General features: G+C 64.5%; 24 protein-coding genes. 16 read left to right on the top strand and 8 right to left on the bottom strand.

Annotated features, from left to right (window positions below; all coding sequences use genetic code 11):
* Window positions 1-30: 30 nt before the first annotated feature.
* Window positions 31-945, bottom strand: coding sequence for a phosphate ABC transporter permease PstA (pstA, locus tag KBZ22_RS01490; RefSeq protein ID WP_255020757.1), 915 nt, complete (start codon window positions 943-945; stop codon window positions 31-33).
* A gap of 8 nt (window positions 946-953) precedes the next feature.
* On the bottom strand, window positions 954-1,949 hold the full coding sequence (pstC, locus tag KBZ22_RS01485) for a phosphate ABC transporter permease subunit PstC (protein WP_255020756.1): 996 nt from the start codon (window positions 1,947-1,949) through the stop codon (window positions 954-956).
* Between the two features lie 196 nt (window positions 1,950-2,145).
* Here pstC and dnaK point away from each other — a divergent pair, with 196 nt between their 5' ends.
* Genes dnaK through murQ form a run of 4 tightly spaced genes read left to right on the top strand, consistent with a single transcriptional unit; the run spans window position 2,146 to window position 6,569 of the window.
* Window positions 2,146-4,236, top strand: coding sequence for a molecular chaperone DnaK (gene dnaK / locus KBZ22_RS01480; protein WP_255020755.1), 2,091 nt, complete (start codon window positions 2,146-2,148; stop codon window positions 4,234-4,236).
* Window positions 4,233-5,180 (top strand): DnaJ domain-containing protein, encoded by a 948-nt coding sequence (locus tag KBZ22_RS01475; protein ID WP_255020754.1) that lies wholly within the window; start codon window positions 4,233-4,235, stop codon window positions 5,178-5,180. Before dnaK ends, KBZ22_RS01475 begins: the two co-directional genes overlap by 4 nt.
* Before the next feature lie 34 nt (window positions 5,181-5,214).
* Entirely contained in the window at window positions 5,215-5,628 is a 414-nt protein-coding gene (locus tag KBZ22_RS01470; RefSeq protein WP_255020945.1) for a DUF3110 domain-containing protein, read from the top strand.
* Entirely contained in the window at window positions 5,625-6,569 is a 945-nt protein-coding gene (gene murQ / locus KBZ22_RS01465; RefSeq protein WP_255020753.1) for an N-acetylmuramic acid 6-phosphate etherase, read from the top strand. The genes KBZ22_RS01470 and murQ overlap by 4 nt, the downstream gene beginning before the upstream one ends.
* Here the strand turns inward: murQ and mtnP are convergent.
* Window positions 6,548-7,471, bottom strand: a complete 924-nt coding sequence (gene mtnP, locus KBZ22_RS01460) for an S-methyl-5'-thioadenosine phosphorylase (RefSeq protein ID WP_255020752.1) — start codon at window positions 7,469-7,471, stop codon at window positions 6,548-6,550. The two genes, murQ and mtnP, sit on opposite strands and share 22 nt — an antisense overlap.
* Window positions 7,472-7,600: 129 nt before the next feature.
* Here mtnP and KBZ22_RS01455 point away from each other — a divergent pair, with 129 nt between their 5' ends.
* A complete protein-coding gene (locus KBZ22_RS01455) occupies window positions 7,601-8,041 on the top strand; it encodes a peptidylprolyl isomerase (protein WP_255020751.1) in 441 nt (146 codons plus the stop codon).
* A gap of 1 nt (window position 8,042) precedes the next feature.
* Here the strand turns inward: KBZ22_RS01455 and ribBA are convergent, their stop codons facing one another.
* Window positions 8,043-9,647 carry a bifunctional 3,4-dihydroxy-2-butanone-4-phosphate synthase/GTP cyclohydrolase II gene (gene ribBA, locus KBZ22_RS01450; protein WP_255020944.1) on the bottom strand — a complete coding sequence of 535 codons (1,605 nt, stop codon included), beginning with the start codon at window positions 9,645-9,647 and terminating at the stop codon, window positions 8,043-8,045.
* A 157-nt stretch (window positions 9,648-9,804) separates the two neighbouring features.
* On the opposite strand from ribBA, the gene argC reads away from it, so the two are divergent.
* Entirely contained in the window at window positions 9,805-10,869 is a 1,065-nt protein-coding gene (argC, locus tag KBZ22_RS01445) for an N-acetyl-gamma-glutamyl-phosphate reductase (protein WP_255020750.1), read from the top strand.
* Here the strand turns inward: argC and purN are convergent.
* Window positions 10,860-11,495, bottom strand: a complete 636-nt coding sequence (purN, locus tag KBZ22_RS01440) for a phosphoribosylglycinamide formyltransferase (RefSeq protein WP_255020749.1) — start codon at window positions 11,493-11,495, stop codon at window positions 10,860-10,862. The genes argC and purN overlap by 10 nt on opposite strands.
* 57 nt (window positions 11,496-11,552) lie before the next feature.
* Between purN and KBZ22_RS01435 the strand changes: the two genes are divergently transcribed.
* Genes KBZ22_RS01435 through KBZ22_RS01425 form a run of 3 tightly spaced genes read left to right on the top strand, consistent with a single transcriptional unit; the run spans window position 11,553 to window position 14,537 of the window.
* Window positions 11,553-11,897 carry a DUF1257 domain-containing protein gene (locus KBZ22_RS01435; RefSeq protein ID WP_254941509.1) on the top strand — a complete coding sequence of 115 codons (345 nt, stop codon included), beginning with the start codon at window positions 11,553-11,555 and terminating at the stop codon, window positions 11,895-11,897.
* A 4-nt stretch (window positions 11,898-11,901) separates the two neighbouring features.
* Window positions 11,902-13,662 (top strand): M61 family metallopeptidase, encoded by a 1,761-nt coding sequence (locus KBZ22_RS01430; protein WP_255020748.1) that lies wholly within the window; start codon window positions 11,902-11,904, stop codon window positions 13,660-13,662.
* Window positions 13,659-14,537, top strand: coding sequence for an N-acetylmuramoyl-L-alanine amidase (locus KBZ22_RS01425; RefSeq protein ID WP_255020747.1), 879 nt, complete (start codon window positions 13,659-13,661; stop codon window positions 14,535-14,537). Before KBZ22_RS01430 ends, KBZ22_RS01425 begins: the two co-directional genes overlap by 4 nt.
* Before the next feature lie 96 nt (window positions 14,538-14,633).
* Here the strand turns inward: KBZ22_RS01425 and KBZ22_RS01420 are convergent, their stop codons facing one another.
* Entirely contained in the window at window positions 14,634-15,473 is an 840-nt protein-coding gene (locus KBZ22_RS01420; RefSeq protein WP_396111457.1) for a helicase DnaB, read from the bottom strand.
* A 178-nt stretch (window positions 15,474-15,651) separates the two neighbouring features.
* Here KBZ22_RS01420 and KBZ22_RS01415 point away from each other — a divergent pair, with 178 nt between their 5' ends.
* From KBZ22_RS01415 to KBZ22_RS01405, 3 genes are read left to right on the top strand one after another with little or no spacing between them, the layout of a single operon-like run.
* Entirely contained in the window at window positions 15,652-17,247 is a 1,596-nt protein-coding gene (locus KBZ22_RS01415; RefSeq protein WP_255020942.1) for a glucose-6-phosphate isomerase, read from the top strand.
* Between the two features lie 14 nt (window positions 17,248-17,261).
* Window positions 17,262-19,127 carry a DNA helicase RecQ gene (gene recQ / locus KBZ22_RS01410; protein WP_255020746.1) on the top strand — a complete coding sequence of 622 codons (1,866 nt, stop codon included), beginning with the start codon at window positions 17,262-17,264 and terminating at the stop codon, window positions 19,125-19,127.
* A 40-nt stretch (window positions 19,128-19,167) separates the two neighbouring features.
* The gene (locus tag KBZ22_RS01405) at window positions 19,168-19,311 is read left to right on the top strand and encodes a chlorophyll a/b-binding protein (protein WP_106501661.1); all 144 of its coding nucleotides are present in this window, start codon (window positions 19,168-19,170) and stop codon (window positions 19,309-19,311) included.
* Window positions 19,312-19,338: 27 nt separating this feature from the next.
* Here the strand turns inward: KBZ22_RS01405 and KBZ22_RS01400 are convergent, their stop codons facing one another.
* Entirely contained in the window at window positions 19,339-19,872 is a 534-nt protein-coding gene (locus KBZ22_RS01400) for a TerB family tellurite resistance protein (RefSeq protein ID WP_255020745.1), read from the bottom strand.
* Between the two features lie 131 nt (window positions 19,873-20,003).
* Here KBZ22_RS01400 and KBZ22_RS01395 point away from each other — a divergent pair, with 131 nt between their 5' ends.
* From KBZ22_RS01395 to KBZ22_RS01375, 4 genes are all read left to right on the top strand, one after another.
* Entirely contained in the window at window positions 20,004-20,168 is a 165-nt protein-coding gene (locus KBZ22_RS01395; RefSeq protein ID WP_255020744.1) for a hypothetical protein, read from the top strand.
* 5 nt (window positions 20,169-20,173) lie between these two features.
* Window positions 20,174-20,389, top strand: a complete 216-nt coding sequence (locus KBZ22_RS01390) for a Nif11-like leader peptide family natural product precursor (protein ID WP_106501664.1) — start codon at window positions 20,174-20,176, stop codon at window positions 20,387-20,389.
* Between the two features lie 61 nt (window positions 20,390-20,450).
* Complete coding sequence (locus KBZ22_RS14290) at window positions 20,451-21,146, top strand: hypothetical protein (RefSeq protein ID WP_261353821.1); 696 nt, start codon at window positions 20,451-20,453, stop codon at window positions 21,144-21,146.
* A gap of 5 nt (window positions 21,147-21,151) precedes the next feature.
* On the top strand, window positions 21,152-22,030 hold the full coding sequence (locus KBZ22_RS01375) for a GNAT family N-acetyltransferase (protein ID WP_255020742.1): 879 nt from the start codon (window positions 21,152-21,154) through the stop codon (window positions 22,028-22,030).
* On the opposite strand, the gene KBZ22_RS01370 is transcribed toward KBZ22_RS01375, so the two are convergent.
* Window positions 22,000-22,356: a hypothetical protein gene (locus KBZ22_RS01370; protein WP_255020741.1), complete on the bottom strand. Its 357-nt coding sequence runs from the start codon at window positions 22,354-22,356 to the stop codon at window positions 22,000-22,002. The genes KBZ22_RS01375 and KBZ22_RS01370 overlap by 31 nt on opposite strands.
* Window positions 22,357-22,359: the final 3 nt, after the last annotated feature.

Here is a 22,359-nt window from a genome sequence, read left to right as displayed (position 1 = left end):
GGGGAAATAGAAGAGCTGGAGGTTCGGACTTCAGACTTTGGTCATCCGGGCTATCCAGCGCGCCAGCAGGTTGGCGGCCAGGATCATCATCACCAGCACAAAGGAGGCAGCCCAAGCGAGTTCGTTTTGGGCTTCATAGGGCATGATCGCGAAATTGAAGATCAACACCGACATGGTTGCGATCGGATCAAACACCCCATCAGGCCAGAATGAGGAGAAGAGAGCCGTGAAGATCAACGGAGCCGTTTCACCGGCGGCTCGGGCGATTGCCAGCACTACACCAGTGGCGATCGGAGTGAAGGCCGATGGCAGGGTGATCCGCATCACGGTCACAAATTTGGAAGCGCCTACGCCGTAGGCACCCCAGCGCATCTCCTGGGGCACCAGTTTGAGCCCCTCATAGGTGGTTTTAATCACAGTCGGCAGCATCAACACGGCCAGGGCGATACCGCCAGCCATGGCGCTGTAACTCTGACCGAAAAACACACGGGTGGTTACAACAATGCCGTAGACGAATACACCGGCGATGATTGAAGGCACACCAGCCAAAACGTCATTGCCGAAAGCAACGAAATTGGCAAACCAGCCGCCGGTGGAGTATTCGCTGAGGAAAATGCCGCCCCCCACTCCCACGGGGATGGCAATCAGAGAGGCGATCAGGGTTACAAGTAAGGTGCCGATGATGGCGTTACCAATACCTCCACCCTCCATTCCGATGTCGGGTGGCAGTTGGGTGAACAAGCCCACGCTGATCAGGCGGCCGCCTTGCATCAAAACGTAGAACAAAACTAAAACTAGCGGTAAAACCGCAATAGCAGCAAATATGGAAGCAATGCCGGTGAACAGCAGATTGCGTAAGTTGCGCGTCAGCCAGGGGTCGTAGCGCAATGGCCGCCGCTCAAAAAGGGCGGTGTTGTCGTAAGTGATCGGAGAAGGATTGGCCATGGTGGTGATCAGTAACGCAGGCTGAGGCGACGGACGATCCACTGGGCCGCCACATTCACCGCGAATGTGAGCACCATCAGGATGAGGGCGGCATACATAAGGGCCGACACCTGGATGCCATCGGCTTCACCGAACTGATTGGCGAGCATCGAGGCGATCGTGTTACTAGGCGCCAGCAGTGAAAAGCTGAAGTTGAAGGAGTTGCCAATAATCATCGTGACCGCCATGGTTTCCCCCATGGCCCTGCCTAGTGCAAGCATCACGCCGCCAGTTATGGATGAAATAGCTGCCGGCAAGATCACGCTAAATATGGCTCCCCAGCGGGTAGTTCCTACCCCGTAGGCCCCCTGCCGCAGTTCAATTGGCACTTGATTCAGGGCATCTCGTGAGATGGCCGTGATGATTGGTAGCACCATCACCACTAGGATCAGGATGGCCGGGGCCATGCCAGGGCCCTGGGGAGCGGTGTCAAAGAAAGGGCTCCAGCCCAACAGTTCGTGCAGCCAATTGAGGACAGGCCGGATGGCCGGCCCCATCACAAAGATTGCCCAAAGTCCGAGCACCACCGATGGAATGGCTGCAAGCAGTTCGACCATCAGGCCAATCCCCTCCCGCACGGAGCTGGGGATCAGGTCTTCGGTGATGAAGATCGCGGTGCCCACACCGAGGGGAATGGCGATGGACAGAGACAGGATCGAGGTCACCACAGTGCCGTAGATGGCGGTGAATGCCCCGTATTGCTCGTTGACGGGATCCCAGCTGGAGATGGTTAGGAAGCTGAGGCCAAAACTGGCCATCGCCTCCCGCGCACCCTGGAACACCGTGATGAAAATGCCAAGCAGAACGATCGCGACAACTGAGGCGAGCGCCAGGGTTAGCTGGCGAAAGCCCAGGTCGAGCAACTTTTCTGAGGGTGGGCGGCGACGCAGGGTGAAGGCGTCAGCATCTAGATTGCGATTGGGATTCGTTGGGCTTGAGCCCGCTTGGCTGGAGTCCGTCAGCATGGGTAGGGATGGCTTTGCATCGGTCAGCGCTAAGCGGCCGATCCAATCGAAATCTACGAAGGGCCCCCTCGCAGCTGTTTAAGCAGTGATTAACGTCTGGGAGACCGTTAGTTTGGGGACCAACAGCGCGGGGCTGAGCCGCCGTTTTCATGGGTCGACGGGGTTCTAGGCGCATGCTTCTAAGTAAAGGGGTGCCATGTCCCGGATAGTTGGCATCGACCTAGGCACCACAAACTCAGTGGTGGCGGTACTGGAGGGCGGCCGTCCCCAGGTGATCGCCAGCGCTGAAGGCGGCCGCACCACCCCCTCGGTGGTGGGCTTCAGCCGCGACCAGGAGTTGCTCGTCGGCCAGCTGGCCCGGCGTCAGCTTGTGCTCAACCCCCGCAATACGTTCGCCAACCTCAAGCGTTTCGTTGGTCGTCAGTGGGACGAGCTTGAGGAAGACAGCCTGTCGGTGCCCTACAGCGTGCGGGCCAACGACCAGGGCAACGTGCGGGTGGTGTGCCCAGCCACTGAACGGGAATACGCCCCTGAAGAGCTGGTTGCCAGCGTGCTGCGCAAGCTCTGTGATGACGCCGCCACCTACCTCGGCGAGCCCGTGGAAGCGGCGGTGATCACAGTGCCGGCCTACTTCAACGACGCCCAGCGCCAGGCCACCCGCGACGCCGGCCGTCTGGCTGGGATCAGCGTTGAGCGGATCCTCAATGAGCCCACCTCGGCAGCCCTGGCCTACGGCTTTGATCGCAGCACCGTCAAGCGGGTGCTGGTGTTTGACCTGGGCGGCGGCACCTTTGATGTGTCCGTGCTGCGCATCGCCCAAGGGGTGTTCGATGTGAAGGCCACCAGCGGCGACACCCAGCTGGGCGGCAACGACTGGGACCGGCGCATCGTCGATTGGCTGGCCGATGCCTTCCTGGCGGAGCACAGCATTGATCTACGCCGCGATCGCCAGGCCCTGCAGCGGCTCACCGAAGCAGCGGAGAAAGCCAAGATCGAGCTCAGCGGTGTCCAGAGCACGCCGATTTCCTTGCCTTTTATTGCCACCGGCCCCGACGGGCCGCTGCATATCGAAACCACCCTGGAGCGGCGGGTGTTTGAGGGCCTCTGCCCCGATCTGCTGGATCGCTTGCTGCGGCCGGTGCAACGCGCCCTGCGGGATTCGGCCTTCGCGGCCGAAGACATCGACGACGTCGTGCTGGTGGGTGGCTGCACCCGTATGCCGATGGTGCAGCAGATGGTGCGCACCCTCATTCCGCTGGAGCCCTTCCAGTCGGTGAACCCCGATGAGGTGGTGGCGATCGGTGCTGCGGTGCAGGCGGGGATCCTCACCGGTGAGCTGCGCGATCTGATGCTCAACGACGTCACGCCCCTATCGCTTGGCCTGGAAACCATTGGCGGCGTGATGAAGGTGCTGATCCCTCGCAACACCTCGATCCCGGTGCGCAAGAGCGACCTGTTCAGCACGTCTGAGGCCAACCAAAGCTCGGTGGAGATCCACGTGCTGCAGGGGGAGCGGCAGATGGCGGTTGATAACAAGAGCCTGGGTCGTTTCCGTCTCTCTGGCATTCCGCCGGCGCCTCGGGGTGTGCCCCAGGTGCAGGTGTCCTTCGACATCGATGCCAACGGCCTGCTGCAGGTGTCGGCTACCGATCGCACCACCGGGAGGCAGCAGAGCGTCAGCATCCAGGGGGGCTCCAACCTCAGCGAGGAGGAGATCACCAAGTTGATTGAGGAGGCCGATCTCAAGGCCAGCGAGGATCGGCGCAAGCGAGCCGAGATTGATCGCCGCAACCGCGCCCAAACCCTGGTGGCCCAGGCGGAGCGCCGCTTGCGCGACGCATCCCTTGAACTGGGCCCCTACGGCGCCGAGCGCCAGCAGCGCTCCGTGGAGATGGCCCTGCGCGATGTGCAGGATCTGCTGGCTGCCGACGACCTGGTGGAGCTGGAGCTGGCCGTGAGCCAGCTGCAGGAAGCTCTGTTTGGCCTCAACCGTCGCTTGCAGAGTGAACGCAAGGCAGAGCAGGGGCCGCTGCAGGGGCTCAAGAACACCCTGGGCTCGCTCAAAGATGAGTTGTTTGCCGATGACGATTGGGATGACTGGAACCGCCCTGGCAGCGATCCCTGGGCTGCTCCCCCCAGTCGCTACGACCGGGATCCCTATCGCGAGCCCTACAAGGATCCCTATAGAGAGCCCTACAGGGAGCCCTATCGCGAACCTGAACCGGTAGCCCGCGAGCGCCGGCCCCGCAGCGATTCAGATCCCTGGGGGGATAGTTCCTACCGGTGACCTCTAGCCCCGCCGCCCCTGCCGACTACTGGTCGGTGCTGGGCCTAGAGCCTGGCGCCGATGCCAGCAACCTCAAGCGGGCTTTCCGGGCCCAGGCCCGCCGCTGGCACCCCGATCTCAACGGCAACGACCCGCTGGCGGAGGAGCGCTTCAAGCTGGTCAACGAGGCCTATGCGGTGCTCTCAGATCCGCGCCGCCGCCAGGCCTGGGAGGCCGGTATGCCCGCTGACGGCTCGGGCCGGGAGTCCCAGGATCCCTTTGCTTCCGGTTTCCCGGACTTCGAGGCATATCTCGAGGTGCTTTTCGGTGAGCGCCGCCGTCCCCGCCGGGCCGCCGAACCCGAGTGGCAGGAACCCGAGCCCGAGCCTCCTGCAGAAAATCGCCCTCAGGCTTCTGGATCGGTAACCGCCGCACCGCCGCCACCACCACCGGTGCGGGCTTCCAGCGACCAGGAGAGCCTGGTGGACCTCACGCCGGAGCAGGCGTTGCAGGGGGAGCGGCTGGAGCTGGAGCTGGCTGATGGCACGGCGGTGGAGGTGTGGACCCCTCCTTTTGCCGGCGATGGCTGGCGACTGCGGCTGGCGGGGGTGACCCCTGGCGGCGGCGATCACTTCCTGCAGTTGCGGGTGCGCACCGAGGAAGGCCTGCGCATCGACGGCCTGCGGGTGCTCTACCCCCTCGAGCTGACCCCAGCGGAAGCGGCCCTGGGTTGCCAGGTGGTGGTGCCCACCCTGCGCGGGCCGGTGAAGCTGCGGGTGCCGGCCGGCTCCTCCAGCGGCCGCCTGCTGCGCCTGCGGGGGCGGGGCCAGGAGTGGGCTGAGCAGCGCGGCGACCAGCTTGTGGAGGTGCGCATCCTGGTACCGGAGCAGCTGGGTGAGGCGGAGGCAGCCCTCTACAAGCGGCTGCAGGAGCTCGCCGATGACCCCGACGAGCTGCACCGGTGACACACTGGAGGGCCATTGCCCCATGCCGCGATCCATGCCGGTGCATGTGCTGCTGTTTGATGCCGGAACCGATCAGGAAGGCATCCATTCGTTGGAGCTAAATGGCCGCACGGTGGTGCTGCTGTTTGAAGACAGCGACGATGCGGAGCGCTACGCCGGCCTGCTCGAAGCCCAGGACTTCCCCGTGCCCACCGTGGAGCCGCTCGACCGCGAGGAGATGGAGCTTTTCTGCGGCGAGGCTGGCTATGAGGCTCGCTTTGTGCCGGCGGGCTTCCTGCCCCAGAGCGCTGAAGACCGGCTGCTGATTGCGCCGCCCGAGCGCAACATGGATGTAACCAACTGGCAGGAGCAACGGGAGCAGCAGGAGCAGCAGCAGGAGCAGGCGGGCGAGAGCACCCCTGATCCCAGCCTCGAAGCTTTCCGCCGTCAACTGGAGGGCCTGCTGTGAGCAACCCTCCTGTTAGCGGGCCTGATCGCGGCCACCTGCTCACCGAGCAGGCCAATCCCCTCAGCGAGCGGCTCGACCAGCTGCCCACCGACGAGCTGGTGGGCCTTTTTTGTGCCAACGAACGGGAGCCCCAGCGGGCCCTGGAAGCGGCGGCCCCGGCCCTGGCTGCAGCCGTTGATGCCATCGCTGCCCGTTTGCAGGCCGGCGGGCGACTTTTTTACCTAGGGGCCGGCACCTCCGGCCGGCTTGGGGTGCTGGATGCGGCCGAGTGTCCGCCAACTTTTTGCACGGCGCCCGAGCTGGTGCAGGGCGTGCTCGCTGGAGGCGCCCCAGCCCTGCTGCGCAGCTCCGAGGGCCTGGAGGATCTGGCAGCTGCTGGCCGCAGCGACCTGGAGGAGCGCGGCTTTGGCCCGGCCGATTGTTTGGTGGGCATCGCTGCTGGCGGCACCACCCCCTACGTGCTCGGGGCCCTGGAGCACGCCCAGGCGATCGGAGCCCTGGCAATCGCCATGGCCTGCGTGCCAGCCGAGCAGGTGCCGATGCCCTGCTCCATCGACATTCGCTTGCTGACGGGCCCGGAGTTGCTGGCGGGCTCCACCCGGCTCAAGGCCGGCACCGCCACCAAGATGGCCCTGAATTTGCTCTCCACCGGCGTGATGGTGCGCCTGGGCAAGGTGCACGGCAACCGCATGGTGGATGTGGCCGTCACCAACAGCAAGCTGGAGGATCGGGCCCTGCGCATCCTGCGCGATCTGGCTGGGCTGGAGCGGCAGCGCGGCCGGGAACTGCTGCAGCAGAGCGGCGGCTCCGTGAAGCTGGCCTTGTTGATCGCGGCCACTGGCCTGGACGCGGCCTCAGCCTCAGCCCACCTGGCCAGCCATGGCCCCAGCCTGCGCCAGGCGCTGGCGGCCTGCGGCGCTCAGCTGAATGGGCCCCAGTAGGGAGCCGTAAACAGGTCGAGCTTGCGGCGGGTGGCGGCAGGCACGTGCTCCTTGGGGGTCATCAGGGCATGGCGCAGGGCCTGGTGGGCGCTGCTGGTGGGTCGCTGGGCCTCCACCCGCTGGGCCGCTAGCCGCACGATCTGCTGAGCCAGGCTGGCGTTGGCCTGCAGGTTGGCGATCACCATTTCCACCGTCACCGAGGCGTGTTCCTGGTGCCAGCAGTCGTAGTCGGTCACCATTGCCAGGGTGGCGTAGGCGATCTCGGCTTCCCGGGCCAGGCGCGCTTCGGTGTGATTGGTCATGCCGATCACTTCGCACTCCCAGGAGCGGTAGAGCTCCGATTCGGCCCGGGTGGAGAAGGCCGGCCCCTCCATGCAGAGGTAGGTGCCGCCGCGGTGCAGCTTGCGGCCCTCGGGCATCAGGCTTTCGGCTATATCGGCCAGCAGGCGGCTGAGCGCCGGGCAGAAGGGCTCGGCAAAAGCCACATGGGCCACCAGCCCCTCGCCAAACAGCGTCAGCGGCCTTTGCTGGGTGCGATCGATGAATTGATCCGGCACCAGCATGTCCAGGGGCCGAACCTGCTCCTGCAGGGAGCCCACTGCCGAGAGGGACAGGATCCAGCGCACGCCGAGGGAGCGCAGGGCCCAGAGGTTGGCCTGGTAGGGCACCTCGGTGGGGGTGTGGCTGTGGTGGCGGCCATGACGGGCCAGGAACACCACCTCCAGATCGCCGATACGGCCCAGGCGCAGGGCATCGGAGGGGGCTCCGTAGGGCGTTTCGATCGTGAGCTCTTGAATGTCTTCGAGGCCCTCCATGGCGTAGAGACCGCTGCCCCCCAGGATCCCCAGGCGGGCGCGGCTGAGATCGATGCCGTTAGGGGAGTTGGGGGTGGGGCTGCTCATCGGCGGCGGGGTCTGGCGACGGGGCGTTGAAAAGGGTTTATCCGGCTAGAGCTTGCCCCATTCTCAGCACGGGGTTTCAGCCGGTTGGCCCGTGCCACCCCATAAAGTCGGCCTTTATCCCCTGCCGCCGTGACCAAAGCCTTGATGGAGACCGACGCCGGCACCATCGAACTCGAACTGTTCGAGGCCGATGCACCCAACACCGTGGCCAACTTCACCAAGCTCGCCAAGGAGGGCTTCTACGACGGACTGGCCTTCCACCGCGTGATTCCCGGCTTCATGGCCCAGGGTGGTTGCCCCAACAGCCGTGAAGGCGCCCGCGGCCCCGCCGGCACCGGCGGCCCCGGCTACCAGATCGACTGCGAGATCAATAGCCAGAAGCACCAGGCGGGCACCCTGGCCATGGCCCATGCCGGCAAGAACACTGGCGGCTCGCAGTTTTACATCTGCCACGGAGCCCAGCCCCACCTCGACGGTGTGCACACCGTGTTTGGCCTCACCGGCAACATGGATGTGGTTAATGCCCTCAAGAACGGCAGCCGTATCAACAAAGTGACAGTTCAGGGCTGATTCAGCGCCAGACCAGGAAGGCACCGGGCTGAAGTATCAGGTCGGTGCCCAGATCTGCAAGGGGCCGCTGCTCTGACTCCAGATCAGCGCTGGGATGGCTGCTGCGTTGACCATCAGGGGCTAGTAGCAGGCTCAGCCGTTCGGTTTGGGGCCAGTCGCCCATCAGCACCAGCGCCGCCGCAACTGCCCCCACTCCACTGCTGGCATGGTCGAGGCCGCCCAGCAGCACCGCCAGCTGGGGCTGGTCGAGCAGGGCCAGAAGCCTTGGATGCTCCTCTCGCTCCACCTGCAGCCCCTGCTTCTGGGCCCAGCGTTGCAATTGCTCAAGCTGGCCATTCGCCAGGACCTGGCCGTGCCAGGCCAGCACTGCCGTGGGTCCGCCGATCGGGCAGGAGGGACCATCACCCATCAGATGGCCAAGTTTGATGCGCTTGGTTTGCAGGTAAGCGGCGTTGTGGCTGCCGGCATCCATCACCAGCGGCACCCGGTCTTCGACCTGCAGGCCATAACCACCAAGGCCTGCGATCTTGCGCGGATTGTTGGTGATCAGGCGTAGCCGGTGCACGCCCAGGTCGCTGAGGATTTGAGCTCCAACTCCGTAGTTGCGCAGGTCGGCAGCAAAGCCAAGGCGTTCGTTGGCTTCCACCGTGTCGAGGCCGGTGTCCTGTAGGGAGTAGGCCTTGAGCTTGTTGATCAGGCCAATGCCCCGGCCCTCCTGGCGCAGATACACCACCACTCCAACGCCGGCGGCTTCGATCATGCGCAGGGCCGCCTCCAGCTGGGGGCGGCAGTCACAGCGCAGCGAACCAAAGGCATCGCCGGTGAGACACTCGCTGTGCACCCGCACCAGCACCGGCTCCTTAGCCAGCTGCGGTTGGCCCTTGATGATGGCAACGTGCTCGCTGCCATCGAGTTCGTTGCGGTAGCCAATGGCGCGGAAGTCGCCGAAGGCGCTTGGCATGGCCGCTTCCGCCTGGCGCTGCACGAAGCGCTCGGTGTCGAGGCGGTAACTGATCAGTTCGGCAATGCTGATCAGGCGTAATCCGTGGCGTCGGGCGTAGGCAGCCAGCTGGGGTAGCCGGGCCATGGAGCCGTCGCTGTTTTGAATTTCGCAGATCACCCCGGCGGGATAGAGACCTGAAAGCCTGGCCAGATCTACGGCGGCCTCGGTGTGTCCAGCGCGTTTCAGTACGCCGCCCTGCTTAGCCCGCAACGGGAAGATGTGGCCTGGCCGGCGCAGGTCGGCCGGACGGGTGTGGGGGTGGATCGCCACCTGGATGGTGCGGGCGCGATCATCGGCGGAAATTCCAGTGCTGACGCCGTTTTCTGGGCCCGCATCAACGCTCACCGTGAAGGCGGTCTGGTTGCTGTCGGTGTTGCGATCCACCATCAGCGGCAAATCAAGGACATCGAGCCGTTCACCCTCCATGGCCAGGCAGATCAGGCCCCGGGCCTCGGTGGCCATGAAGTTGATCTGCTCGGGAGTTGCAAACTGCGCAGCGCAGATCAGGTCGCCTTCATTTTCCCGATTTTCATCGTCTACCACCACGATTGATTCGCCGTTGCGGATCGCGGCGAGACCATCGGCAACTGAGTCAAAAGCGATTCGCTCTTCCCCGTTCAAAGCGACCTCCGGGCTGGAACCGGATGGCAGGGGTGAGGAACTCGAGTCGCGCAGGAGGGTCAACGGAGTGCGGGCGGGGACCGGGCCCTAGCGCAATCATCCTTTATAAAGCCCCTTCGTCCTGCCCCCGGGCCTTGCCATGGCCAACAAGCGTGTTGCGGTAATCGGCGCCAGTGGCTACGGCGGCCTGCAAACCCTGCGCCTGCTCCACCAGCACCCTGCCCTGGATATCAGCTTCTTGGGCGGCGAGCGCAGCAGCGGCAAGCGCTGGAGTGAGCTGGTGCCCTTTTTGCCCCTGCCCGGCGACCCGGTGGTGCAAACCCCAGACCCCGATGCCATCGCAGCGGTGGCTGATTTCGCGGTGCTCAGCCTGCCCAACGGCCTGGCGGCCCAGCTGGTGCCGCCCCTGCTGCAGCGGGGTGTGCGGGTGGTTGATCTTTCCGCCGACTACCGATTCAGCAGCCTCAGCCGCTGGCAGGAGGTGTATGCCAGCGAGGCCCGGGAGGTGCCCCGCAGTGATGACGACCTCTGCGCTGAGGCCGTCTATGGCCTGCCCGAATGGGAGGCGGAGGCGATTCGTACCGCCCGCTTAATAGCGGCTCCTGGTTGTTTCCCCACGGCCTCACTGCTGGGGCTGCTGCCGTTCTTGAACCAGGGGCTGATCGACACCACCGGCATCGTCATCGATGCCAAAACCGGCACCTCCGGTGGTGGTCGGGCTGCCAAGGAACACCTGCTGCTGGCGGAATGCTCCGAGGCGGTTGCTCCCTATGGGGTGGTGGGCCACCGCCACACCAGTGAGATTGAGCAGCTGGCTAGCCGGGTGGCGGGCCATGAGATCCAGCTGCAGTTCACCCCGCACCTGATGCCGATGGTGCGGGGCCTGCTGGCCACCGTCTACTGCCGTCTGCGCGACCCAGGCCTCACCGCTGAAGACTGCGTCACCCTGCTGGCTTCCGCCTACCGCCAGGCCCCCTGCGTTGAGGTGCTGCCGGTGGGTACCTACCCCTCCACCAAATGGGTGCGCCAGACCAACCGGGCCCTGCTCTCGGTGCAGGTGGATCGCCGCACCGGCCAGCTGATCGTGATGGCTGCCATCGACAACCTGGTCAAGGGCCAGGCCGGCCAGGGGGTGCAATGTCTCAACCTGATGGCTGGGCTTGAGCCCACCGCCGGCCTGCCTTTACTCCCCTTCTATCCCTGAGCTGAGAGGTTCTGGGCGGTGAGGGCTACCGCCAGGGGCAGGATGCGGTGCTCCTGGCGCTGGATGCGGGCGTTGAGGCTGGCGTGGTCGTCCGTGGCAAACACCGGCACCGCCGCCTGCACCAGGATGCGTCCTGCATCAACTTCCTCGCACACCAGGTGGGCGGTGCAGCCGGCCAGGGTGACCCCCGCCGCCAGGGCCTGGCCCACCGCATCAAGGCCGCGGAAGCTGGGCAGCAGTGATGGATGAATGTTGATCAGACGCTCGGGGAAGGCGCCGATCAGGGTGCTCGTGACGACGCGCATCCAGCCCGCCATCACCACCACATCAACGCCGGCTGCCTGAAAAGCCGCCACCAGGGCCTGGTCGAGGGCCGCGCGGCTGGCCACACTGCGGTGGTCATGCACTTGGCAAGGTATGGCGAGGCGCTCGGCCCGTTGCTGGGCACCGCAGCCGGGATTGTTGACCACCAGCAGGGCCACCTCTGCCTGGAGCTGGCCGTGTGTGCAGGCTTGCACCAGGGCTTCAAAGTTGCTGCCGGCTCCCGAAGCCATCACCCCCAGCCGCAGGATTGGCTGGGCCCTGGCCCAATCCGGTGGCAATTCCGGATGCAATTCCGGTGGCATTGGCCACTGGACGCAGGTCTCTTGATCGCTAGGGTCTGAAAAAGCGGGCATTGTGCCGTGTCCCACCTCACCATCCTGCCCACAGTGCTGCGCGATGCCGAGGGGCTCGCCGCCAGCTTGGTGGCCCTGGGCCACACCCCCATCTATGGCGGGGTGCTTAAGGGCTTTGCCACCGAGCGCCAGCCCGTTCTTCTGCAAGTTGTTTTGCCGGGTGGTGAAAGGCTGGGTTGGCAGCGCCACCGCGACGGCTCCCTTGCCCTGGTTGGCGACCTGCAGCGCCTTAGCCGCTCCCAGAGCCTGCAGCGCCTGCTTGGCGCCATCACCCGCCGCTACGCCGCCGAGCTGGCCCTGCGCCAGGCCGCCAGCGCCTTCCCTGGGGCCCAGGTGAGCGTGGCGTCCTGACGCCGTGCCTGAGCTGCATCTTGACCTCACCGCCTGCCACCAGCACCTGGTGCGGGTCCGCCTGCTTCACACTCCCCGTCACCTGAGCCTGCGCCTGGCCCTGCCGGCCTGGACTCCCGGCTCCTACCTGATCCGCGACTATGTGCGGCAGCTTGAGAGTCTGGAAATCACTCAGGCTGGACACCAGCTGGAGTCGCGCCGCACCAGCCCGAGCAGTTGGCAGATAGAGCTGCCCAGCCTCGAACCAGTCGAAATCAGCTACGCGGTGCTGGCCGCCGAGCTCACGGTGCGCACCTGCCATCTCGATGGCGACCACGGCTTTCTGGCCTTAGCAGCCGTGGTTCTGGAGCTGGCGGGGGAGCGTTGGTCGCCCCACCGGCTGCAGCTCAGCCTTCCGCCCAGCTGGGATGCCTTCGTGCCCCTGCCAGAGCTGCCGGGCCCGGCGAAGGGCTGGCTTGCTGCTGATTTCGACCAACTTATCGATACGCCGATTGAGGTTGGTCCCCATCGCTCCCATCACTTCAGCGTCGCCGGCGTGCCCCACCGTTGGGTGACTTGGGGCCGCGATCTTCAAGGTGGCGATCTGCTCGACAGTGATCCCCAGCTGCTCAGCGATCTCGAAAAGGTTTGCCTGGCCTGCTGCCGGTTGATGGGCGTGGAGCGACCTGCGGCCGACCACTACCTATTTGTGCTGCACCTCACCGAAAGCGGTTATGGCGGCCTGGAGCACGATTGCAGCACCGTGTTGCAGTTTGGACGTCTGGCTCTGGCTAAGCCTGGTGGCCGCCGCAAGTTGCTGCAGCTAGCCGCCCATGAATACCTGCACCAGTGGAACGTGCGCCGGCTGCGGCCCGCCGAGCTGAGCCCTTATCGCTACGACCAAGCCGTGGTGGTGCCCACCCTCTGGTTTGCCGAGGGCATCACCAGCTATGTGGATCAGCTTTTGCCCCACTGCGCTGGCTGCAGCAGCGAGGGGGAGCTGCTTGAGGATCTGGGCGCGGATCTGAGCCGCTACCTGCTCAGTGCTGGGCGGCGGTTGCAGAGCCTGCGCGCCAGCAGTGAGGAGGCTTGGGTAAAGCTTTACCGCCCCGATGCCTACTCCCCCAATAGCCAGGTGAGCTACTACCTCAAGGGTGCGGTGCTGGCCCTGGTGCTGGACCTGCACCTACGCCGTGCCGGCAGCGGTCTGCCCGTGGTGCTGCGGCAGCTTTGGGCCAGCCATGGCGCCGTGGGCCGGGGTTACCAGGAGGCAGACCTGATTGCTGCCTTTGCCAGCCAGGCGCCCGATCTAGCTGAGCTGTTGCCCCGCTGGCTCAGCTCCTGTGAGGATCCGCCCCTGTTTGGCTATCTGGCCGATATGGGCCTGCGGCTTGAACCCCGGCTGGCTGCCAGCCAGGAGCTGGGCTGCCGCTTGGAGCCAGGTGGTGGCGGGTTGGTGGTGCAGCGGGTGGGCCGCGATGGACCGGCCCAACGGGCGGGGCTGGTAGTGGGCGATGAATTGATTGCCCTCGATGGCATGCGCCTGCGCAGCATTGACGATTTCATGGTGCATCTGCGGCCGGAGGCCCCCCTGATTCCCCACCAGTTGCTGTTCTGCCGGGACGGTTTGGTGCGCAGCACCGTGCTGCTGCCAACGGCACCAGCGGTGGAGAGCTGGCAGCTCCAGCTCGATGCCAGCACTGCTGATCTGGGCAGTGTTGATCTGGGCACTGCCGAAGTTTGTGCTGAGCGCCGCCGCCGCTGGCTGGGCCTTGAGGCTGCATGAATTCCAGCCCCCAGCCCCTCTGGATCGCCCTAGGCGCTGGCGCCATGCTCGCCCTTGGCGGGCTTGGCTGGCTGGCTCGGGATCTCTCAGCCCAACCGAATGGCGGCCAGAAGCGACCCAGTCTGCTCGAGCTGCTTGAAGAGGTGCGCCAAGCTCCGGCAGCACCTGAGCCGGGCCGCCGGGCGGCACCGGGGCCGCCTAACCACTCGCCTTGGCAATCCCCCCTGCGGGCGAGTTGCGCTCCCGGCGATCCAGCCCAGCGTTTAAGACTGCAGCAATTGGCAGAAAGGGTCCAAACCTCACCGGCGCGGGTGCAGATCCACCCCACCAACTTTGGCGAGCGCTTCAATCGTGATGCCTACGGCAATCCGGTGGATCCCACACCCCAGCTGGTGGTGCTGCACGAGACGGTTTATGGCATTGGTTCAGCCATCAACACCTTCGTGACGCCCCATCCCCGCGATGAAGATCAGGTGAGCTACCACACCTTGATTGGTGGCGATGGCTCGGTGGTGCAGGTGCTCGATCCTTCCAAACGGGCCTTTGGGGCTGGCAATTCGGCCTTCAACGGCCGCTGGGTAGTAACGAACGCCAAGGTGGGTGGCTCGATCAATAACTTCGCCCTGCACATCAGCTTGGAAACGCCCCTTGATGGCGAGAACGACGGACCAGCCCATAGCGGGTACACCTCAGCCCAATACGACGCCCTGGCGGCCCTGCTAGCCGGCTGGATGCAGCGTTTCCCCATCCTGGCCTCCCACATCACAACCCACCGGGCGGTGGACCTGGGCGGCGAGCGAGCTGATCCCCGCAGCTTCCGTTGGTCTGAGTTGCAAACCCGAATGCAAATCCTCGGCCTGCTCTGCAAGCCTTGATTGGATTAGTAAACTATTGATTGAATTATTAAACCGTTAATTAAATTTTCAAACTGTTAATTCACTAATTAAATATTTGACTCATTAAATATTTGATTAGATCAGTGGCGCAGGGACCTGTTTGCGGGTGGCATACAGCAGGGCATGGAGTTCGGGATCCTGCATGGTGCGCAGGATGCGGCGGGGATAGTCGAGCTTGCCGTTGTGGAGGTAAGCCAGGGTGGCTAGGGCCTTGGCGTCACGGGGGTTGCCGCTGGCCTGGAGGGGGCGCTGGGGCAGCTCGAGGGCGCGGCTGAGGCGGGCGAATTTGCCCACCAGCAACACCACGTTGCGTTCGGGATCGAGCAGCTGGTTGCGGGCCTCGGTGATTTCGGCTTCGGAGGCATTGGGCGGCAGCAGACCCTGGTGCACCATTTCGCCGAGGCTTAGCTGGGCGGGGCCATGGGTGCTGAATAAGCCGGAATGGGCCGCTAGGGGCAGATCTTCGCCCGGCTTGGCGTGCCGCATTTCGTCAAACAACACTGCCGCCACCAACACGGGATTGATCCTCTGGCGCTGGGATTCGGCCAGGATCAGGGGACGAAGCTCTACCAAGCGCCCCAGGGTGTGGCTGCGCAGAGGTTCTAATTGGTCGATGCCACTGGTGAATAACTGGGCCAGGCGGGGCTGGGGGCCGTGGACACCAAAGCGGCGCTGCAGCTCCTTCAGTTCGTCTGTGGAAAATTGCAGTGGATCACCAAGTTGACCTTCTCCAGGGGCGGAGCTGATACTGCCGCTCAGCCCGGGATCTAGCAGCAGCAGGGGCGTTTTTGGACCGTTAAGGAGAGGGATGCTTGCAACAGCCAGTAGGGCTGCTGCAACGCCGGTGAGACGCCGGACCCCTACCAGCCGCTTGCCTAGGGCAAGCCAGCGCGGGTAGCTGGTGGGGTTAGGCACAAACACTTATTAGTTTGGTTTTATATTACGGAATTTTTTTGGGTCAGTCACCTGACTACGGAACGGTCTTCCGTCCGTCCCTCGGGCTTGGGCTGGGGCTAGTAGTGGTGTTGGGGCTGGTGTTGGGGCGGGGTCAGATCTAAGTTCTGGCGACGAGAGCGGCTTGAGCCGCAAGCCCATGCTTGCCAACTTTGATGGCTCCAATGCCGAGATCCAATGGCAACGCTTCTGCGACTTGCTTTGGTATGAAAGAGATCTTGGTATCTGGCTCGATGTGAGTCGCATGGCGATCGGCCAGGCCGATCTCGATGCCTTGGCTCCTCGATTCGAGCTGGCCTTTGCGGCGATGGCGGCCCTGGAGGGTGGTGCAATCGCCAATCCGGACGAACAGCGCCAGGTTGGCCACTACTGGCTGCGCACCCCAGAGCTGGCACCAGACGCCACCACCACCGCGCACATCAACGCCGAGGTGGAGCGAATCGAGACCTTTGGCCGCGAGGTGCTCGATGGCAGCCTTTGTGCTCCCAATGGCCAGCCGTTCACCGACGTGCTTTGGATCGGTATTGGCGGTTCCGGCCTCGGCCCGCTGCTGATGGTGCGAGCCCTGCAGGAAGAGGGTCAGGGTCTCCCCTTCCACTTCTTCGACAACGTTGACCCCGCCGGCATGAGCCGCACCTTGGCGGGCCTGGACGGCCGCCTGGCCACCACTTTGGTTGTGGTGGTGAGCAAGTCGGGCGGCACCCCTGAGCCCCATATCGGCATGGAGCAAGCCCAGGCTCGGCTCGAGGCCCGGGGCGGGCAGTGGGCTGCCCAGGCTGTGGCGGTCACCATGCTCGACAGCAAGCTCGACCAGGTGGCCGTGGCCGGTCAGTGGTTGCGCCGCTTTGACATGTTCGATTGGGTGGGTGGCCGCACCAGCATCACCAGTGCGGTTGGCCTGCTGCCGGCGGCCCTGGTGGGCGCCGATCTGCGCAGCTTTTTGGCTGGCGCCGCCCGAATGGACGCCCTGACCCGGGTGTCAGATCTGCTCCATAACCCGGCTGCCCTGATGGCTGCCGCGTGGTTTGTGGCCGGCCATGGCCAGGGCAAACGCGACATGGTTGTGCTCCCCTATCGCGATCGGCTGGAGGTGTTCAGCCGTTATCTCCAGCAGTTGGTGATGGAGAGCCTTGGTAAGAAGCACGACCGCGGCGGCGAGGTGGTGCACCAGGGCATCGCCGTTTACGGCAACAAGGGCTCTACCGACCAGCACGCCTATGTGCAGCAGCTGCGCGATGGCATCGACAACTTCTTTGTGACCTTCATCGAGGCCTTGGAAGAGCCCAGCGATATCCCGCCCATCGGTGATGAGATCCCTGGCGACTTCCTCGATGGCTTCCTGCAAGGCACCCGTTCGGCCCTGATGGAAGGGGGCCGCCAGAGCCTCTCGATCACTCTGCGCCGCTTTGATGCCACAGCCCTCGGTGCCCTGATCGCCCTGTTTGAGCGCGCCGTGGGTCTCTACGCCGAACTGGTAAACGTCAACGCCTACGACCAGCCTGGGGTGGAGGCCGGCAAAAAGGCAGCAGCCCTGATCCTGGCCCTGCAAGAGCGGCTCGAAGCCCTGCTCAGTGATGGCCAGGAGCGCAGTTTGCAGGAGTTGCAGCAGGCCTTGGGCACGGACAGCCCAGAGAGCCTGTTCTGGATCCTGCGCCACCTCTGCGCCAATCCCCGCGGCTATCAGGTGACTGGTGACTGGGGTGCTCCGGCGGCGATGAAGTTCGCCAAGGTCTGATCAGGGAAATCCCCATGCCAGAGCCCGTTGCGGCGAGCCCTGCCTCTCCCCAGCAGGTGCTGCGCGAGGTTTTTGGCTATGGAGCTTTTCGCGGGCCCCAGCAGGAGATTGTTGAGCATGTGGTGGCTGGTGGCTCGGCCCTGGTGCTGATGCCCACCGGTGGGGGCAAATCGCTTTGCTACCAGATCCCGGCCCTCTGCCGAGCGGGAACGGCGGTGGTGATTTCGCCCCTGATCGCCCTGATGCAAGACCAGGTTGAGGGACTGCGTCAGGCGGGGGTGCGGGCTGCGGCTCTGCATTCGGGCTGTAGCGCTGAGGAAACCGCCAACACCTGGCGCCTGCTGCGGGCGGGCCAACTGGATTTGGTTTATTTATCTCCCGAGCGCTTGCTGGCGGGGGACACCCTCGAGCGGCTTGCTGCCCTACCCCTGGCCCTGTTTGCCATTGATGAGGCCCACTGCGTTTCCCAGTGGGGGCATGACTTCCGCCCGGAATACCTGCAGCTTTCGGTGCTGGCCCAGCGATTTCCCGCCGTGCCGCGGCTGGCACTCACCGCTACGGCCGATCCCCGCACCCGAGATGAGATCCGTGCCCGGCTGCAGCTGGAGCAGGGGCGAGTGTTTCTGGCCAGCTTTGATCGCCCCAACATTCGCTATTTGCTGCGCGATAAGGACGACGTTCGCAGCCAATTGCTTGAGCTGCTCGCAGATCACCGCGGCGCTTCAGGGATTGTGTATGCCCGCTCCCGCAACCGGGTGGATGGCTTCTGCCGTGACCTGCAGGCGGCGGGATATGACGCCGTTGCCTATCACGCCGGATTGGATGGGGCGGTGCGCAGCGCCGCTCTGGAGCGCTTCCGCCGCGATAGCGGCGTGGTGGTGGTTGCCACGATCGCTTTTGGCATGGGCATCGACAAGCCGGATGTGCGCTTTGTGGCCCACGTGGACCTGCCCAAAAGCCTGGAGGCCTACTACCAGGAAACCGGCCGCGCCGGCCGGGATGGTCTGCCGGCCCTGGCCTGGATGGTGCATGGCGGCGGCGATGTGCCCCAGCTGCGCCGCTTCATCGACGACTCCGACGCGGAGCAGCAGCAAAAACGGGTTGAGCACGGCAAACTCGATGCCCTGATTGGCTTCACCGAGGCGAGCGGCTGCCGCCGTCAGGTGTTGCTCAGCCACTTCGGCGAGACCCTGCCCGAGCCCTGTGGCAATTGCGATCTCTGCTTAGAGCCAGATACGGCCGTCGATGCCACCGAGTCGGTGCGCAAGGCCCTATCGGCTGTGTACCGCACGGGCAGCCGCTTTGGTGCCGCCCATTTGGTGGATGTGCTGCTGGGGGCAGAAACGGCCCGAATTCGCGAGCTCGGCCACCAGCAGCTGGGTGTGTATGGCATTGGCAAGGAGCTTGATCGCGGCCAGTGGCGCAGCTTGTTTCGCCAGCTGGTGGCCCAGGGGTTGCTGCAGGCCGACTCCGAGCGCTATGGGGCTCTGGGATTCGGCGAGGACGGGCGGCTCAAGCCGTTGCTGCGGGGTGAGACCCAGTTACTGCTGCGGCTGCCGCCAGCGAAGCGTGAGCGCCGCCGCCAGCCTGGGGTGAGCCCCGCTCCTGCTGCGGCAGAGCTGAACCCTGACGAGGCGCCCGTGTTGCAGGCGCTGAAGGATTGGCGCCGCGAGCAGGCGCGGCAGCAGGGGGTGCCGCCCTACGTGGTGTTTCACGACCGCACCCTGGTGGAGGTGGTGGCCCGCCGGCCCCGCTCCCTGGAGCAGCTGGCTGGGATCGGCGGTGTAGGCCAGGCCAAGCTCGATCGCTATGGCGCGGCACTGCTGGCGAGCTTGGATGCTGCCCTTTTGCATCAGGGGACACAAACGCCAGCTTCATGAGGCGTTACATTCAGTTCACGTTTCCTTAAGGATTCTTCTCATGGCTGACTCCACAACCCGCTTTGGCTTCGTTGCCTTCGCCGAAACCTGGAATGGCCGCCTGGCCATGCTCGGTTTCGTGATCGGTTTGGGCACCGAGTTGCTTACTGGCCAGGGCATCCTGAGCCAGATCGGTCTGGGCTGAGTTTCGATCGGGCCTGATCAGCTGGCTTCAAAGCCACTGCATGCCCGGGGTTTCCAGCATTTCCTGGCTGGGCCAGGCACCGAGACCTGCAAAGGCTGCCCCTAGGGCAGCCCATATTCCTTTGCCGCTGGACAGCTCCTGTTCAGCGGCCCACTCGGCCTCTGCCACTTCAGATTCGCTTAGGCCAAGAGCTTCCACCAGCTGTCTGTAGAGCACCTTCTCTGCTGGGTTGATCGGCGAGCTGTCCTGAGGGCGTTGGCCCACTTTGGCCATCATGTAGCTGAGCTTCAGGGCCAGAGCCCGGTCTTCCCCGCTAGTGAGCCTGGGAATCACATCTTCCAGCACGGACGAGTCGACTGTCCAGGCAGCTAGCTGAAGCGCAGCTTCCTGGTTTGCCCCCGAGCCATCTCCACAGGGGAAGTACTTGGCCACGAGTTTCTCGAGCAGCCGCTTTTCGTCTGCGGAAACATCGCCATCGGCCCAGGCCACGCAGCAAACCACCCTGAGCAGGTCAAGCTGACGATCTCGCTGCGAGCTGCTGGGCCCGGTTTCAAGGGTCATGGCGCAGGAGACGGCTTTTGAGCCATTTTGACCAGCCCTTGGCTTGTTTCAGTGGAAATCACCCCCAGATGGGGGCATACATGGGCAGCAATCCAGATGATGATGAATTGAACACAGAACCGAGGTGGGCCATGGTCCACACCACCCAAGTTTTGACAACCAGCTGCCTGGGACGCACCTGCCTCAAATGGCAGCCCGATGGGGAGCTCACCGCCCTTGATCTGCAGCTAGTGCTCGAGCGGCTGGCCCAGGTCGATCAAGATGTGGTCGCAATCCTGGATCGCACTGTCGACTAGACCCCATGTCCCTCGATCAGCTGAAGGCCTTCCTGGGCAAGGTTCAGGATGACCAGTCGCTTCGGCAAGCCGTGCAAGCCGCTGCTACTGCTGATGACGTGGCCAAGATCGGGGCAGGCCTGGGCTTTGAATTTTCTGGCGACGAGCTGCTGAGGCTTTCAGGCAAAAAAGTAGGCCGCGTAACGGTTACCAAGCAGGACCTGCCCGGGGAATACAACTAGCTGCCGTGCCGTGGGCTTCGTTCGCGGTTAGACCATCTTTAGTAAACGCATCGGCAACACCATGGCCAAGCGGACGGAACTGATCACGGCGATTGGCTTAGGGCTCGTCGTAGCAGCTGCGGGCAGCTTCACCGCTCTGGCCCGCCCCATGGGCGGCGGCGGCTTTGGCGGGCCGGGATCCGGTGCGGGGGTGCGTCCAGGGGCGGGCTGGGGTGCTCCTGGCGCCGGAACGAGACCGGGCGTTGGTGTGGGAGCACCCGGAGTAGGAGCACCCGGAGCGGGAGCTCGCCCTGGTGTGGGCTGGGGTGCCCCTGGCGCTGGTTTCACCCGCGCCCCAGGGGCCTCTGCCTGGAATCCGGCCTGGGGCCGCCAAGGGGGGTACTGGTCGTCGCGCACCTGGAACACCGGCTGGTATCGGCCCTATCCAGCGGCCTGGCCCTGGTGGCGAGCCAGTTCGGTGGCCTGGGGAGTGGGCAGCTTGGCCACTGCTGCTGCGATCACCAGTGCTGTTAACGCAGCTACGTATCAGCAGTCGACCGTGATCGTGGTGCCCCAAACCAGCTTGCAGCTCGACTACGGCTCGGTTCAAGCGCTGCCACCTAATCAAGTTCAGTTTGCCTACGGCGTTGCCGGTATGCCCCTGATGACAGCCACCAGCGATTGCAAGCAAGGGCTGATCAATGGCATGGCACCGACCACGGCCGACCAGGCCCAGGTGCTCAATGCCAGCTGCCACATCGCCTACGGCTCCAACTGAGCGGGGTGGCCCCATCCCTTTTGCGGATTCGGGCCCTGGAGAAGGGCGATCTCGCCGATGTCACCGCCTGGGCCCGCGCTGAACACTTCGCGCCGGGCCAGGGAGACGTAGCCATTTACCGCCATACGGACCGCCAGGGGCTCTGGGTTGGTTGCCTCAACGGTCGTCCGATCGGCTGTATTGCCGGGGTCCGTTACAACGCCGAATACGGCTTTATCGGCATGTTTTTGGTGCAACCAGAGCACCGGGGGCAGGGATTTGGCCGTGAGCTTTGGCAGCGGGCCTTGCAGCATCTGGAGGGCCTTACTTGCATCGGCATTGAGGCCGCCCCCGATCGCATCGGTGACTACGCCAGCGCTGGGTTTGCGCCGGCGTCGCCAACCCAGCGCTGGCAGCGGATCAGTGATGGCAACCTCCCGCCCGCCGCTACTCCAGAGGGCCTGAGCCTGCTTGAGGGAAGTGCCATACCCGACAGGGCCGTGCAGGCCTATGACGCCCAGCGGGAGCTCAGCCCTCGGCCCCACTTCCTCGCCGACTGGCTGCACCATCCGGCCGGCACGGTGCTGGCCCTGATCGGCCCGGATGGCTCCTGCCATGGCTTTGGCCGGATCCGGCCCTGCCTGCTGCATCGAGGCGAGGGTTGGCGGATCGGGCCCCTGCTAGCCGACACGCCTGCCCTGGCGGCCCAGCTTCTCAACGCCCTGATGGCCCGCCATGCCGGCGTGGTGTTAATCGATGCCCCTGCCGCCAATCCGGAGGCAGGGCCCCTGCTGCTGCAGTTGGGTTTTGCGGTGGTCGCCGAGACGCTGAGGATGTACCGGGGCAGCCTGCCGCCGGTTCCCCTTGGCGATGTCTACGGGTTGGCCTGCCTGGAGCTGGGCTGAGCGCGGCGGGCGGCGAGGCCAGCCTCCGTTGCAGTTACAACAGCCAGCAGCAGCAGCCCGCCTAGCCCGATCAGTTGATTTTGCTGCACCAAATCGGGCATCAACACCTCGTCCACGTTTTGGCTTAGGACACCTCCCGCCACAAACCAGGCCGTTGCCATACCTGAGCTGATCCAGTAGGCCCGCCAGCGGCGTTGATAGATGTATCCCGTACCTAAACCAGGCACCAGGTTGAGCACTACAGCCACCCAGGGACTGGAGGCGGCAAGGATTTCTTCCTGGCTGGGTACTTCGCTGGCTTGATCTGGATTGCTGGTTGGGGTCATTTT

This window comes from Cyanobium sp. L1E-Cus (assembly GCF_024345755.1).
Taxonomy (GTDB): domain Bacteria; phylum Cyanobacteriota; class Cyanobacteriia; order PCC-6307; family Cyanobiaceae; genus Cyanobium_A; species Cyanobium_A usitatum.
Note: the sequence above shows the minus strand (reverse complement) of the source record. Positions and strands in the feature narration are given on the sequence as shown.